Raw genomic sequence first — 15,353 nt, 5'->3', positions numbered from 1 at the left:
TTTCCTCCAGACATATATTTAACCATGCATATAAAAATACACTTTACCACCACAACCAAATGACATTGAAAATCATTTACAGATTTAATGGTAGCAAAGTGTATTATACATATCTACTCCGAATAGACCAAAAACATACGTTTCGGACAATATTTAATTTTCATAGACTATCAAACCTAGCCTAAAGCACAAAATTTCTATCTAGAATAATATAAGATCCAAATTATTTAAACCTTACGATAAGCACTTGGCGTTACACCAGTAGCCTCTTTGAATGCACTAGTAAACTTACTACCATTCTCATACCCTACCGCATTAGCGATTTCTAAAATAGACTGATCTGAGTCTTGAAGCAATCGCTTTGCCGCATTAATACGACATTCTTTTAGATACTGATGTATGGTTGTACCAAATACACCTTTAAAGCAACGTTTCAGGGTAGATGTAGGAATATCAAACTGTTCAGACAAGGAGTCAATAGTAATACGCTTCATAAACTGTGTCGATACATATTCACTTACAGCTTTTACAATATCTACCTGTTGCTTTCTATAGGTACTTCTCTTTTCAGGATTAGCTGTAGAGATAACAGATAATAATAAAAAAATTTCTATTACTTTTAATTTAAAATAGTGCTCCTTTATTTGATCTGGCACATTATATAAACTGGAAAAAATGTGACGAACTGTTTCCGTTTCTTCCATCATCATACCAAAATCAGAATGCTCACAAAACCGATTGGCCAGCTCAGTCAAATCAATTCGAGAATCACTAACAAGTGCATCTAATACGGGTTGTGCCTTTTCAACATCTACTAATAATACAATTCCTTTAAATAATTTTGTAGGGAAGTAATTTTCATGTTGGTAAGCTGAGCGTGTATGCCACCCTAACGACATATCCCCTGGGCCCATATATAAATACTCACCAGATGTGAATTTGCACTCAATGCGCCCCTCTTCACAGTGATTTATGGCAAACGTCTTGGTATGTGATTTAGCATAAAATTGAATCGTTTCTTGTTTCACATCAAGGAACATTAAATCGATACCATCAAATATCGTATGTCTCGACATAGACATTCCTGCATGTGAAACCGCATGATTATGTGGATTCATACTATCACCATATACACAAATACTATAAACATAAAGGTTAGTATTATATTATAGTATACTTATTGATAGTCATTGTCAACTTCTAATTACTAATAATTCATATTAAATTTAAAAATATTAACTAGTTTGTTTTAGTAATATAAAACAATTAAGATCATCGCTAGAAGTTATTTTAGTGTACTATAAAATAAGCCTCATGAATTAAACTACAACAATTTAATTCATGAGGCTATATTCAGAAGTACGGATGCAAGTTCCTATTTTTTTGTTTTTACAATAAAAGCTAATGCTATTATATGACCAACCCATACAAGGGCCATGACGATAAGGGCAATGGGCATGTCTTGACTGAAATAGGCGCCAACCGCCATTATTGTACTAACAGAAGCGAGAATGGACAACTTTGTCCGCAACGTCAACGCTTTATCGCGCTCATAAGTAGCAACAGTCTTTTGATATAAACTAGATTCCAAAAACATTTTATGGAATCGTTCAGACCCTCGAGCTAAACAAAATAAAGCTAGCATATAAAAAGGAACTGTTGGCAATAGTGGTAATACGATACCTGCTGTACCAAGGCCAAAACTTATTGCACCAATAGTCAGGAATACATATCGTATTACAACATTACTGTGTTGCTCAGTTGTTTTCATTAATCCTCTTCTACATAATTAATAACTTTACCTTTTGTTTTGATAAAGTTAGGAATAATAAGTACTAAAGCGGCAATAGCTACAATGCCATAAATACCAGCCATACCTACCCATTCATACGCATTACCTAATACAAGACCCATTACTGCAAAGTCCGCATCACCAAAGGTTGTATTTTGGAAGCCTAATTGACCAAGAACTGGCAATGCCAAAGCTGGCAAGAATGTAATAGCCAAACCATTTAGGAAAGCACCTACCGCTGCGCCACGACGACCACCAGTAGCATTACCATAAATACCTGCCGTAGCACCACAGAAGAAGTGTGGTACAAGACCAGGAATAATTAATACGCCACCTACAGCACCAAGTATAAGCATACCGATGATACCACCGATAAAAGAGCTAAGGAAACCTAATACTACTGCAGTTGGAGCGTAGGTAAAGAATACGGCACAGTCTACAGCTGGAATTGCATTAGGGATAATTTTGGTAGCAATCCCTTGGAATGCAGGAATCAAATCGCCTAAGATCATTCGTACACCAGAGTATACGATTGTTACGCCAACGGCAAAGTTCATAGCACTCATAACGGCGTATAAATAAGGGCTCATTTCACCAGATAAAGTAGCGACAAATTCGGAACCTGCTGCAAATGCGGCAATCAAGTAGAATACGATCATAGTCAATGCTGTAGATAATGTTGAGTCGCGTAAGAATCCCCATTTTTCTGGAATCTCAATATCTTCTGTGCTATCTTCAGCTTTACCAACATATTTAGCAACCCAAGCAGACAAATAATAACCTAAACTACCAAAGTGACCAATCGCAATTTCATCCCCATCAGTCACTTTAGAAGTATAGCTTTGACCAATTGCTGGAGAAATGGCAGACCAAGCACCCATTAAGAAACCACCCACAAGGATGAGCTCCATACCGGCCAAACCTGCTGTACCAAGTACGGCAGACATAAGACATGCCATAAATAAGCTGTGATGACCAGTTAAGAACACATATTTGAACTTGGTGAAACGAGCAATACATAAGTTCATCAATAAGCCTACTACGAGAATAGACATCGTTTCAACGCCAAGTACCTTTTGTGCAACAGCCACGATAGCTTCATTGTTTGGTACCACCCCAGTAATATGGAATCCATGTTCAATCATCTTACCTAACGGATCAAGATTGCTAACGATAACGCCAGCACCTGCTGCAAGCATTAAATACCCTAGAATAGGTTTCAATGTGCCCGTCATGATTTTATGAAACGGACGTTTCAAAGCTATTAAGCCTACACATGACATAATACCAATTAAAAGTGCTGGTTGTGACAGCACGTCACGTAAGAACTCTAATACCATTTCCATAACACTACCTCCTATATACAGTTGTTTTAATTATTGAGCAGCTTGTTTTAATGCTTCAAGAATATCTTCTGTGATTTTCTTTTTATTAATATAGCTGCGAACAATAGCAATATTTTTCCCTTCAAATTGTTCTGCTAATTCTTTTACAGTAACGATGAGGTCCGCCTTACGTCCTTGAGCCGCATTAAAATCAATAGATTCAACTTGTGCATCAATACCATTTTCAGCGCAAATCTCTTCAATTTTCATCTTTAGCATCAAGCTAGAACCAATACCATTACCGCATACAGTTAATACAGAAATCATACGTGCCTCCTTCAAAACGTATTATTGCTCGTCTAAATGCTCTGCCAAGAATGCTTGAACATCATCGATACTTTCAAAGTCAACGGCCGCATCTAAGAATTCTTCATCCTCAAATAAAGTGGCAATATCTGTTAACAATTGAATATGCTCATCTTTGTTGGGAGCACATAAAAATAATGCGACAGATACAGGGTCATTATCAGGACTGCCAAAATTCAATGGTTTTTCCAATGTCACCAAAGCCGTTCCTACACGCTTTGCACCATGTTCTGGGCGAGCATGTGGCATAGCAAGACCTGGAGCCAATACGATATATGGGCCCATTTCGCGAACTACTTCAACCATAGCCTCTGTATAAGATGGATCCGTAAAACCCGCATCAACCATCAGTTGACCACCATGACGAATAACATCCTCCCACGTCTCAGCGGGATAATGAAAGGATACATTATCCTCAGATAATAAATCTTGTATCAAACTAACACCTCCTAAACGTACTTCTGTACATATAATTCTATTATAGCTATTATAATAAATTTTTCATATATCAAAATAACAATGAACTTATAAAAATGAATAAAGCTAACATAAGATTTTGCTATTTATAATTTAATAAACCCTTATACGTATAATACCTATACAGGTATTAATATTGTATATATATTGAAAATTCTCTATACTTAGATAAGACTTAAACTACCTAAATAAAAAATAGAATAAGGAGATTTTATGCAGACTTCGGTAAAAGTATTTGTACTCTGTCTAATCCTCTGTATTTCATTAGTAACAGCTTTACAGTTTGGCGCTAAATTCATTTCTCTAGACCAAATTATTTCAGCACTTATGTCTATGATTGATGCAAATACTACAGCATCTATGACTGATACGATTATTACAGATATCCGCTTACCACGACTTATTTACTCTGTTCTAACAGGTATAGGTCTATCACTTGTAGGTCTATTAATGCAAACTGTCACACGCAATGCCCTCGCAGATCCCTATGTATTAGGTGTTTCTTCTGGCGCAAGCACAGGTGCCGTTTTCGCTATTATCATGGGTGGCCTACCATTCTTAGGCCAGTACAATACGCCTATTTTTGCGGCCCTAGGCGCAGCACTTTCAATTATATTAGTCCTCTTATGTGTTGGTAAAAGCAACAGCCCCGTAAAACTTATCCTCATAGGTATGGGTATGACTGGTGTATTCTCAGCCTTAACAATGATGATTATTTACGGAGCCAAACACGAAGCTCAAGTGCGAAGTGCTATGTTCTGGCTACTTGGCAGCTTTGCAGGCATACAATGGAGTGATTTACCATTAACAGCAATCATCATAACCTTATTTATGCTATATATCTATACGTTCAATCAAGACCTTGATGTGTTGCTACTCGGTAATCATGAAGCAGCACAAATGGGCCTTTCCGTTAAGCAGTTACAATTAAGTATTGTTGTCATATCCTCTATTGTGATCGCCACACTAGTATCAAAGGTTGGTGTAGTTGGCTTTATCGGCCTTATCATCCCTCACCTTGCTCGGATTATAGGCGGACCTAAACATAAACATACATTACTATTTAGTGCACTCATAGGTAGCATCGTTATGATCTGGTCAGACGTATTATCGAGAGCACTCTACAGTCCAGAAGAAATCCCTATTGGTGTGCTTACATCTTTATTGGGGGCTCCACTCTTCATTTGGATTATCATGAATCGTTATAAACACAATGGTTAGTGTATATCATATCTATAGGAGATACTATGTATCAAATTAATCAGCTGTCTTTTTCTTATGAAACCAAAGAAGTGTTAAAGAATATTTCTGTAACATTTCCTACCAATAAAATAACAGCCATAATTGGACCAAATGGATGTGGTAAGTCTACGCTACTTAGCCATCTATATCGACTTCATCCGTCAAAAAACAAAATCACATTAAACGAAAACCCTTTAGAGTCTTATAAAGGTCGCGAGTTTGCTCAATTGGTAGCAGTCTTAACACAATCTAGAGACGCTATGATCGATGATTTTCTCGTAAAAGATATCGTTCTCATGGGCCGATATCCGTACAAACAACACTTTGGCACCTATAGTTCTGAGGATGTTAAAATTGCAGAGCATTATATGAATGAAGTAGGCATCACCCATTTATCAAATGAAGAAATTCATCATTTATCAGGTGGTGAGAAGCAACGCGTATTCATTGCTAAAGCCTTAACCCAGAAACCTCAAATACTTCTTTTAGATGAACCTACTAATCATTTAGATATGAAGTACAAAGTGGCGCTAATGGAACAATTACGGGCTTTTAAAGGCACTACGATTGTAGTCCTTCACGACTTGAATCTAGCGGCTCAATATTGCGATCATATAGTCATCATGAATAACGGAACTATCCTAAAAGAAGGTTCCCCTACCGAGGTGCTCACACCTGAAATTCTTGAACCAATTTTTGAAGTTCCTTTCAAAACCTCTTGGGATGAAGGGCGCTATCATTTATATTATTAATTAGTAAAGAAAGGACTTACTATGTTTCAGAATTTAAGAAAGTCAAAAAAATTATTATTAATCGCAATGACATGTGCTACATTCGCTATTGCTGGTTGTGGTTCTGATACTACAAAAACTACAGCGGATAATGGACCCTCTGTAACATGGAGTGAAACATTTGACGGTACAAAAACAGACTTTGCCGTAAAATCCGCCCCAACTCATGCCGTGTCCATGTCCCAAGCAACAACGGAAATGATGTTACAATTAGGACTTGAAGACAAAATGGCTGGGACCGCTTTCAAAGAAGAAGAAATCTACCCACCTTTACAAGCAGCTTACGACAAAGTAAAAGTATTATCTGAAAAATGGCCTTCCTATGAAGTATTTATGTCCGTAAAGCCTGACTTTGCTACAGGATGGCCTGATTCTTTCAGCAAACGAGCCATTCCTGCAGATAAAATGATTTCCCAAAAGGTTAATATTTGGATCCCTGAATCCATGTTATCTACTAAGGCTGACCTAGAAACCAACTTCAGCGACATGATTAAATTGGGTGAGATTTTCGGCGTAAAACCTAAAGCTGAAGAATGGGTTTCAGGTCAACGTAAAACATTGGCAGCTATCCAGGATAAACTAAAAGACTTACCTCGTAAACGCATTTTCATTTATGACTCTGAAGACGGTCAACCATTCACAGCATTCGAAGGTTATACTACTAACATCTTAAAACTTATCGGTGCTGATAATGTAATGAGCGGCTTAGGCGTTGATAAAACATGGGCTAAAGGTTCTTGGGAAACAGTAATTGCACAAAACCCTGATTATATTATTATCGCTGACTATGGCAATTCTATCCGCAACGACGATGATTTCCAACAAAAAATTGAAAAAATCAAGGCTAACCCTCAACTTCAAGACATCACAGCCGTTAAAGAAGGTCACTTCATTCGTGTAAAACTTTCTGAAATCACACCTGGTGTACGTACCGTCGATGCTTTAAAACGTTTAGCCGAAGAAATTCACGGCATCAAAGTAGACTAATTTAATATAACAAGATATAGAGTAATATATGTAATATGTTTTGTATATTATATATAACGAAGAAGGTCCCAATTCAAATGAATTGGGACCTTTTCGTACTACTTGTATTGCACACAGCATATTGTTTAGAGAGTAAAGATGTGTTGTAGTTGAAAGATTTAGAAATAATGAATTATTGTAAAATAGATTTAAAATGTATTAAATTGTATATGCTGTGACAATGCCTGATTATTTATACTTCTCGACTATATTGTTGCCTATATCGTTTATCATTATTTGCCTTAATAGCCATGATCAATGGCTTTAGCGAAAGAAACTCTTCATCACTGAGTCGAAAGGTTCTACCAATACGTTTAATAGGATTACGTGGGCGCCCGGCACCGCGTCTAGATCCACCCCATGCCATATACATACCTCACTTTTCACTTGAAAAACTCCTTCTACCGATAGTATAACCTCGTATACATAAGTATGCAATAGCCATTCACTTTAAACAGCCTCTTAACAGCCTATAAATTAGTAATAAACTTCATTTATTAGTAAAATGCATAATCAACAAAACACATATTTATAAGTATTTTTCCCTATTCAACTTGAATTGTAACATTAATGTTGCCAAATATAGATAAATCTCTTTTATAGAATATAGTATTTAAAAACCAGTTTATTTCTATATTTTTAGACTATTTAGATACTATCACGTACATATATAGTAAATAGAATTTTAAAATAGAAAAGCAAATTATTTATAAATATGACAATATAGCAAGAATATTTTGATAAACAAAAAAGACTGCGTTTGCAGTCTTTTTTACTATAATAAAAAGTATATGAATTAGCCAAATAGTAAGTGACCTACTTCATAAGCAATAGCAGCAACGATGCCAGATAATGGAATCGTTACAAACCAAGCCATAACCATAGATCTTGCTACGCCCCAGTTAACGGCTTTAATACGTTTAGAAGAGCCCACACCTAGTAAAGAACCACTTACTACGTGTGTAGTACTTACAGGCAAATGTAAGAATGTAGCTGTAAAAATAGTAATCGCCGAGTTTAAATCAGCAGCGAACCCATTAATAGTTTCTAGTTTGAAAATCTTGGTACCCATTGTAGAGATAATTTTCCAACCGCCTACAGCAGTACCCATAGCCATTGCAGTAGCACAACAAAGTTTTACCCAAATCGGTACATCTAATGTATCGATGAAACCACCGCTAAGTAAGGTTAATGTGATTATCCCCATCGCTTTTTGTGCATCATTAGAGCCATGAGAAAATGCCATCATAATTGCTGATACAATTTGCATGGATCTAAATCGATCATTTAAAGCAATTGGAGAAAATCTACCGAAAATAAGCAACAATACTTTCATCACAATATAGCCACCAATCATGGCTACAATCGGAGATAAAATAAGAGACAAAAAGATTTTTAAAATCCCCGCCTCATTCAATGCGTCAAATCCTACAGACCAACCCACAGCACCGATGATACCACCAATCAAAGCATGAGATGAGGAACTTGGAATTCCCCAATACCAAGTTAAAAGATTCCATGTAATGGCACCGATAAGGGCTGCAGAAATAATACCACTATCGATAAGAGATGGCGACATTACTATATCACCACCGATAGTCTTTGCAACACCTGTACTAACCATTGCACCCAAAAAATTGAGAGCAGCGGTCATCATAATTGCCTTTTTAGGCTCAATAGCTCGTGTAGAAACGGATGTGGCAATGGCATTCGCCGTATCATGAAAGCCATTGATATAGTCAAAGGCTAATGCTAAAAATACAACTAGCCATACTAAATAATGAGCATCAAGCATACTTCAATACTACCCGGCGGAATGTACCAACCAAATCTTCGCAGCCATCGATTACATCTTCCATAGCGCTAAGGATTTCCTTCCATTTGATAATTTCAATTGGATCTGTACACTCTGTAAAGAGCTTAGCCATTTCTTCATGATAAATATTATCCGCTTCAGACTCAAGTTTCAATACTTGGTGAACACGCCCCTCTACCTTCACATGATCCTTTTTAAGACTCCCCATATAACCAATGGATTTGTTGATATGCTTAACGCATTTAACAACAATTTCACTCATGCGAATAGCACCATCACTTGGTTTGCCAACGTGATACATAACCATTTTATCCATGATTTCTTTGATATTATCCAATGTAGTATCCAGTTGGTCAATCAAAAGCTGAATATCCTCACGATCCATTGGAGTGATAAATGTTTTGCGCAAACGCTCTACAGTTTCATTTACTAATTCATCGGCAGCTTTTTCCTTTGTATCAATTTCAAGAAATGCCTCTTCCTTAGAGATATCCCCCTTAAACACGCGTTCCATCATTTCCGCACTTTCATAAGTTAGTGCAGCATGCTTTTCCAAAATACTGAAAAATTTTTCTTCTTTTCCTTTTAATTTAAAAGCCATGAAGATCCTCCCGAACCAGTATTGATTGCTTCTATAATAACAATTTAATTATAGCATACTACAGATAATTCCTAAACCAATTTACCAATCTCTATATTTTAACCCCTATGCGTATATGGCATATATAGAATCTACATCTGTGAAAACTTTTATTGACCATATTTCCACTATATAAAATAGATAAAAAAGCAGATAGCTGACTAACATATCAACTATCTGCTATATATTTCTTAGCTATCTTTATGCTTTTTATTAACTAATAACCATCAACTCTTAGCTATTAGCTTCCACCGCCGCTTTAGCCGCCTCTGCCGCCTTTTTCAAATTAGGTACGGATGTAGGGCATGTAGCAGGCGTACAAGCGCCATTAGGGCCTAAATCTTCAGAACGATTTACAAAGGTAGTATGTAACATATGATGTGCTTTGTGGCTCATTGGTTTGCCATCAAAGAACTCAGCATACAATTTTTGGATATCTGGATTATCACAAGCAGCTTTTACAGTTACTTCTGCATCGCGAGTATACAAGGAAGCAATACGAGCTTCACGAGCTTTGTCAGCCATCGGTAATTTAACGCGTGGTTGACCACCACCACCGATACAGCCACCACGACAAGCCATTACTTCAATGAAGTCATAATGGATATTTTCTGCACGCATGCGTTCGATGAACTTACGCAAATTACCTGTACCATGAACTGCCGCTACGTGTAATGTTTTATCGCCAATCACTACGTCTGCTTCGCGAGCACCGTCCATGCCGCGAATAGCTTCGAATGGAATCAATGTTTGAGGTGCATCTTCACCTGTCGCCATCTTGTAAGCCGCACGCATAGCCGCTTCCATAACGCCACCAGTGTTACCGAAAATGATACCACCACCAGAAGCTTCACCCATCAATGGGTCAAAAGCAGAATCTTCAAGATCATCAAAATTGATTTCTTCTGCGCGCAACCATTTTGCAAGTTCCCGTGTAGTAATACAGTAGTCTGTATCGCGCATTTCTGGTGTATCCCAGTATTCCGCAGAGGAATTCATTTCATCGCGACGAATTTCAAATTTCTTAGCTGTACATGGTGTTACTGCAACGGCAACGATTTGTTTTGCATCAAGGCCCATTTTTTCAGCAAAATAAGTTTTTTGTGTAGGCGCTTGCATAGCAATCGGGCTCTTAGCCGTAGATAGGTTTGGCAAGAATTCTGGATAGAATGTTTCCGCAAACTTAACCCAAGCAGGACAACAAGATGTGAATTGAGGCAATACTGCATCACTATTAATAACACGTTCTAATAACTCAGATGCTTCTTCCATGATAGTCATGTCCGCACCAAAGTTTGTATCGAGAATATAGTCGCCACCCAATTTACGAAGAGCAGCTACCATTTTGCCTTCTACAAATGTACCAGCCTCAAGGCCGAATTCCTCACCTAAACCAACACGTACGGCAGGCGCAGTTTGGAAAATGACAATTTTATTAGGATCAGCAATAGCTGCTTTTACTTCATCAATTTCAGAGCGTTCATTAATGGAATCGAATGGGCAAATAGATGCACATTGACCACAATGAATACAAATTGGATGATCCCCATTCGTTGTTAAATCATAATAATCAAATACACCCATGTCTACAGCACAAGCTTTACGACATAAGGAGCAGTTTTTACATTTAGTTAAATCTTGTACTAATGCAATATTTCCGTCTTCAATTGGCACACGACGGTCTAAAAATTGGTACTTACTCATGAGTTCCTCCTACTTAGGTAACGTTGTTATCGTTAATCGTAGAAATTATACTATACATTGTGAGTTTTATCAATAAACTTACACGTAATTCCTTTGCATAACAGATATTAAAAAATAGCATGATAAAAGGAGTTATAGGCGTTCCTCTAATTCCATCCACCGTTCAGTGAGCGCATCTATTTGAGACTGTGTTTCTTCTCGTTCCTCCATCAGTGACTGCATTTTTTCATAATCAGTAGCCACTTGGCTTATCATAACATCGAGACCCTTCACTAAATGTTCTAGCTTAGGCAATTCATCCATAATTTTGGCATACTCCGCTTCTTCTGCTTTATTGAGACCCTTCTTTGGTATTTCTTTGAAAGTATCTGTTTTATCACCAGCAACAACATTATCATTTCCAAGGGTATCTAACCTATCATATTGATTATCAACAGAGTCATCGGTATCAGCCTCTCCACCTTCTACAGCTCGTACCGTTTTGGAATTAGCCGGTATATTATCATTTGGCATATAGAATGGGCGCTTGCTGCCACTACTTTCATCAAGAGCATCTTTGTAGTCAGAATACGAGCCATGAACGATTTCAATATGCCCATCGCCGGTAAAGACAAACAGTTTATCCACTACGCGGTCTAGGAAGTACCGATCGTGGCAAACTATGATGATGACGCCACTAAAGGAGTCAAGGAAATCCTCTAATACCTCCAATGTTGGAATATCAAGATCATTCGTCGGTTCGTCCAGCAATAATACGTTAGGGGCGCTCATCAACAATTTTAAGAGGTATAAACGACGACGTTCCCCGCCAGAGAGTTTTCGAATCGGTACACCATGTAATTCTGGGGTAAAAAGGAATCGCTCAAGGATTTGTCCTGCGCTCAATGTAGATCCATCACCGAGTACCATATAAGAGTGGTCCTCACGAATATAATCGAGAACGCGCATATCTTCATCAAATTCAGGTAGCTCTTGTTTAAAGTGAGCAATGCGAACGGTCTCACCTTTACCAATAGTGCCTCTCGTCGCTTCGTAGGTGCCATCAAGGATATTCATAAAAGTAGACTTACCAACACCATTGGGCCCTACTATACCGATACGATCATGGCGTACCACGTGATAGGTAAAGTCCTTAATCATAGGACGTTCATCAAAATAAAACTCTAAATGCTCAATATCAAAGATGGTTTTTCCTAAACGTGTCTTCAGCGCAATAGGATCCATTTGATCCGGACGACGGGTTTTCTCCATATTCTTTAATTTTTCGTAACGGTCAAGACGAGCCTTTTGTTTTGTAGTTCTAGCCAGAGCACCACGACGTACCCATTCAATTTCTCGTTTTAAAAATTGACGTCGTTTTTCTTCCATAGCAGCTTCACGAGCCTCTCGATCAGCTTTCAAGGCAATAAATTCTTCATAATTGCCATCATATTGATACATATGACGATTTGATAGCTCTAAAATACCATTGCATACGGAATCGAGGAAATATCTATCATGGGTACTGATTAATAATCCGCCTTGACGTACACTCAAATACGACTCTAGCCAATCAATACTATCTTCATCCAAATGGTTAGTCGGCTCATCTAGTAATAAAAGATCACATGGATATAGCAATGCTTGCCCCAATGCAAGACGACGCTTTTGCCCTCCTGATAACATAGCTACCTTTTGCTCCACATCAGGAAAGCCCAATTTAGATAAAATAATGCGCGCCTCTTGCTCTACTTGCCACCCGTCTTGCTGATCCATTTGCTCCAGTGCATTCATATAGTTGCGAGATATTTTAGCATCGTCTTTACCAGACTCTTGCATTTGGCGATACTCACGACTAATACGTTCAAAGACTTTTACCATTTGCAACCGAGGATGATTTCCATCAAGAACGGCCTCAAGCAAAGTAGCTTCCGCATCAAAATCAGGTGTCTGCGCTAAGTAATAAATGCTAGCCTTACCATTACGCTCAATGGTGCCTTTATCAGCTTCCATTTGTCCTGCTAATATTTTTAGAAATGTAGACTTACCCGTTCCGTTGATGCCCACAAGACCTAATCGTTTTTCCGTGGTAAAAGTCATACTCACCTCTTTAAACAGTAGCCTTGTGCCATATGATTTCTCTATGTTCTGTAAACTAATAACGTTCATATTCCGCTCCTATTTTGTAATTCTGTTATTTATTATACTACACATTACCATTGACAGTAACAGGCGCCCTCAGTAGAATAAACGTAACATATATATTCATGAGGAGGTCCACATGGCGACGGATATGGTTTTAGACTTTTATGAAAGTATCAACTTTGAACTTATCGACATTGATGGGTATGACACATTATTTACTGAGCTCTTAGAGGATGGCACGTATGCAACTGTGTCCGATGATGACGGCTATATGCCAGAGGACTTAGAGACACCAGTCGTATTCAATGTGTACGACGATAACGACTCCTTCCAATGGAGTGTTACCCTTGATGACTCTTACCAATTAAAAGATCTATTGGATGGTGCAGAAAGTACGGATGCTTTCTTAGTTACATTACAAAAACTTCGAAAAGAACATATTGAACAGTATCAATAGAAAAAAGCGATGGCCCTTTAGGTCATCGCTTTTTCTATATTGGTTAGCTAATTGCCTCTTGAGCTTTCACAAGCTCATCTTGTGCACTAGCATCTAAAATTTCAATGAGACTATTTACGATATCAGCAGCCCCATCCACATGCCATTCGCGAGCACGTTCAGACATTTGTTGAAGTCGCGGAGAATTAATTAACAGTGCAGTTACCACATCTTCTAAGTTGTGAATATCGCGAGCCCAACGAGCACATCCCCGTTGCTCTAACAATTCTGCATTTGCCTCTTCCTGCCCTGGGATAGCATTAAAGAATACCATTGGCAATCCGATTGTAACAGCCTCCATACAGGTCAATGCACCAGGTTTTGTAACGAGCAAAGACGATGATTTCATGAGCTCAGAAATATTGGTAGTATAACCATATACGGTGGTCTTCGTCTTCATAGATTCACTAAGGACAACTAACGATTCGTAAAGAGACGTATTTTGTCCGGCTACAACGGTAATTTCACCAATACCATTTACTTCATCTAGATGTTTTAAAGCCGTCTCAAGAGAGCCTAGACCCAGGCCACCACCCATAACAAGAACTTTCACAGGTTCCTCTAAGCTATACTCTTCAATAGCATCACGAAAAAAAGATCGCCGCACTGGAATGCCAGATACATGAATACGAGATTCATCGATACCTGAAGCTACCATTTCAGGTACCATAGATTCTGTTGCAACATAGTAAACATCAATCTGTGGATAGAGCCAAAACTGATGACTACTAAAATCTGTCATAATAGCCACTAGTGGCACATCTATATGACCTTGACGTTTTAAAATCGATGCCGCCCCACAAGGAAATGGATGTGTAAAGACCATTACATCTGGCTCTTCTTGTTGTACTAGTTTAAGCATGCGGCTTTTAAGTAGGTACGACAATGCAGTTTGCATAATGGTACCTCGTTTTTCCCCTTTCGATACGCGATAAATCATATCATAGAGCATGGGGAATACGTCAATCATCTTGATATAGGTACCCTTAATTAAATGCTCTACAGACATAGTTTCTGTATCAAGAAAATCAACATGGGTAATCGATGCTTGTGGCTCTTTTTCTTTCCAATATTCTTCTATGGCTCTTGCGGCTTGCATATGTCCAGTGCCGATTGAGGCAGACACGATGAGAACCTTCCTTGATGTTTCGTTATTCATAATGCACCCTTTCTCTGTGCATTATACCATAAATAGATAAAAAAAAGAGACCTCGAAAGGTCTCTTTCGCATCCAATATGGATTATTTTTTGCGTTTTTTAGCTTTTGCAGCGTTAACTTGTTCTTTCAAACCTTTACCAGCTTTGAATGCAGGGGATTTGGAAGCTGCAATTGTGATAGTTTTACCGTTTTGTGGGTTACGGCCTTCACGAGCTGCGCGTTCACGAACTTCGAAAGTACCGAAGCCGATAACTTGTACTTTGCCACCAGCTGCCAATTCTTGAGCTACTGTGTCAAATACAGCTTTTACTGCTTTTTCAGCATCTTTTTTAGTTAATTCAGTTTTTTGTGCAACACTTGCGATTAATTCTGTTTTGTTCATGACAGAACCTCCT

The 15,353-nt window shown here is 38.1% G+C and carries 16 protein-coding genes; 4 read left to right on the top strand and 12 right to left on the bottom strand.

Translation table 11 applies throughout. From position 1 onward, the window contains the following. Nucleotides 1-227: 227 nt before the first annotated feature. The 5 genes from DWV85_RS00135 to DWV85_RS00115 all read right to left on the bottom strand — a co-directional run bounded on the left by DWV85_RS00135 (nt 228) and on the right by DWV85_RS00115 (nt 3,921). Complete coding sequence (locus DWV85_RS00135; protein WP_123137755.1) at nt 228-1,118, bottom strand: AraC family transcriptional regulator; 891 nt, start codon at nt 1,116-1,118, stop codon at nt 228-230. Nucleotides 1,119-1,375: 257 nt separating this feature from the next. After that, a complete protein-coding gene (locus tag DWV85_RS00130) occupies nt 1,376-1,771 on the bottom strand; it encodes a YbaN family protein (protein ID WP_060919656.1) in 396 nt (131 codons plus the stop codon). After that, entirely contained in the window at nt 1,771-3,138 is a 1,368-nt protein-coding gene (locus tag DWV85_RS00125; protein ID WP_123137754.1) for a PTS ascorbate transporter subunit IIC, read from the bottom strand. The genes DWV85_RS00130 and DWV85_RS00125 overlap by 1 nt, the downstream gene beginning before the upstream one ends. Nucleotides 3,139-3,168: 30 nt before the next feature. After that, the gene (locus DWV85_RS00120) at nt 3,169-3,444 is read right to left on the bottom strand and encodes a PTS sugar transporter subunit IIB (RefSeq protein WP_165851636.1); all 276 of its coding nucleotides are present in this window, start codon (nt 3,442-3,444) and stop codon (nt 3,169-3,171) included. A 21-nt stretch (nt 3,445-3,465) separates the two neighbouring features. After that, entirely contained in the window at nt 3,466-3,921 is a 456-nt protein-coding gene (locus tag DWV85_RS00115; RefSeq protein ID WP_004696688.1) for a PTS sugar transporter subunit IIA, read from the bottom strand. A 252-nt stretch (nt 3,922-4,173) separates the two neighbouring features. Here DWV85_RS00115 and DWV85_RS00110 point away from each other — a divergent pair, with 252 nt between their 5' ends. Genes DWV85_RS00110 through DWV85_RS00100 form a run of 3 tightly spaced genes read left to right on the top strand, consistent with a single transcriptional unit; the run spans nt 4,174 to nt 6,980 of the window. Further along, nucleotides 4,174-5,181 (top strand): iron ABC transporter permease, encoded by a 1,008-nt coding sequence (locus DWV85_RS00110; protein WP_123137753.1) that lies wholly within the window; start codon nt 4,174-4,176, stop codon nt 5,179-5,181. Nucleotides 5,182-5,207: 26 nt separating this feature from the next. Next, nucleotides 5,208-5,954 carry an ABC transporter ATP-binding protein gene (locus tag DWV85_RS00105; protein ID WP_123137752.1) on the top strand — a complete coding sequence of 249 codons (747 nt, stop codon included), beginning with the start codon at nt 5,208-5,210 and terminating at the stop codon, nt 5,952-5,954. Nucleotides 5,955-5,975: 21 nt separating this feature from the next. Further along, nucleotides 5,976-6,980, top strand: a complete 1,005-nt coding sequence (locus DWV85_RS00100) for an ABC transporter substrate-binding protein (RefSeq protein WP_123137751.1) — start codon at nt 5,976-5,978, stop codon at nt 6,978-6,980. A gap of 232 nt (nt 6,981-7,212) precedes the next feature. On the opposite strand, the gene DWV85_RS09305 is transcribed toward DWV85_RS00100, so the two are convergent. The 5 genes from DWV85_RS09305 to DWV85_RS00080 form a co-directional block, all read right to left on the bottom strand. Then, entirely contained in the window at nt 7,213-7,386 is a 174-nt protein-coding gene (locus DWV85_RS09305) for a hypothetical protein (protein WP_004697552.1), read from the bottom strand. Between the two features lie 429 nt (nt 7,387-7,815). Further along, the gene (locus tag DWV85_RS00095) at nt 7,816-8,814 is read right to left on the bottom strand and encodes an inorganic phosphate transporter (RefSeq protein WP_008601598.1); all 999 of its coding nucleotides are present in this window, start codon (nt 8,812-8,814) and stop codon (nt 7,816-7,818) included. Beyond that, complete coding sequence (locus tag DWV85_RS00090) at nt 8,807-9,436, bottom strand: DUF47 family protein (protein ID WP_004697557.1); 630 nt, start codon at nt 9,434-9,436, stop codon at nt 8,807-8,809. Before DWV85_RS00090 ends, DWV85_RS00095 begins: the two co-directional genes overlap by 8 nt. A 273-nt stretch (nt 9,437-9,709) precedes the next feature. After that, nucleotides 9,710-11,179: a [FeFe] hydrogenase, group A gene (locus DWV85_RS00085; RefSeq protein ID WP_123137750.1), complete on the bottom strand. Its 1,470-nt coding sequence runs from the start codon at nt 11,177-11,179 to the stop codon at nt 9,710-9,712. Between the two features lie 132 nt (nt 11,180-11,311). Continuing rightward, a complete protein-coding gene (locus DWV85_RS00080; protein ID WP_123137749.1) occupies nt 11,312-13,327 on the bottom strand; it encodes an ABC-F family ATP-binding cassette domain-containing protein in 2,016 nt (671 codons plus the stop codon). A gap of 112 nt (nt 13,328-13,439) precedes the next feature. Here DWV85_RS00080 and DWV85_RS00075 point away from each other — a divergent pair, with 112 nt between their 5' ends. Further along, entirely contained in the window at nt 13,440-13,760 is a 321-nt protein-coding gene (locus DWV85_RS00075) for a hypothetical protein (RefSeq protein ID WP_008714437.1), read from the top strand. Between the two features lie 43 nt (nt 13,761-13,803). Here the strand turns inward: DWV85_RS00075 and DWV85_RS00070 are convergent, their stop codons facing one another. Continuing rightward, on the bottom strand, nt 13,804-14,958 hold the full coding sequence (locus DWV85_RS00070; protein WP_008714438.1) for a glycosyltransferase: 1,155 nt from the start codon (nt 14,956-14,958) through the stop codon (nt 13,804-13,806). A gap of 82 nt (nt 14,959-15,040) precedes the next feature. After that, nucleotides 15,041-15,340: an HU family DNA-binding protein gene (locus DWV85_RS00065; RefSeq protein ID WP_004696710.1), complete on the bottom strand. Its 300-nt coding sequence runs from the start codon at nt 15,338-15,340 to the stop codon at nt 15,041-15,043. Between the last annotated feature and the right edge of the window lie 13 nt (nt 15,341-15,353).

The organism is Veillonella sp. AF13-2 (assembly GCF_003603295.1).
Classification (GTDB): Bacteria; Bacillota; Negativicutes; order Veillonellales; family Veillonellaceae; genus Veillonella; species Veillonella parvula_E.
This window is presented reverse-complemented; position numbering and strand designations above follow the sequence as displayed.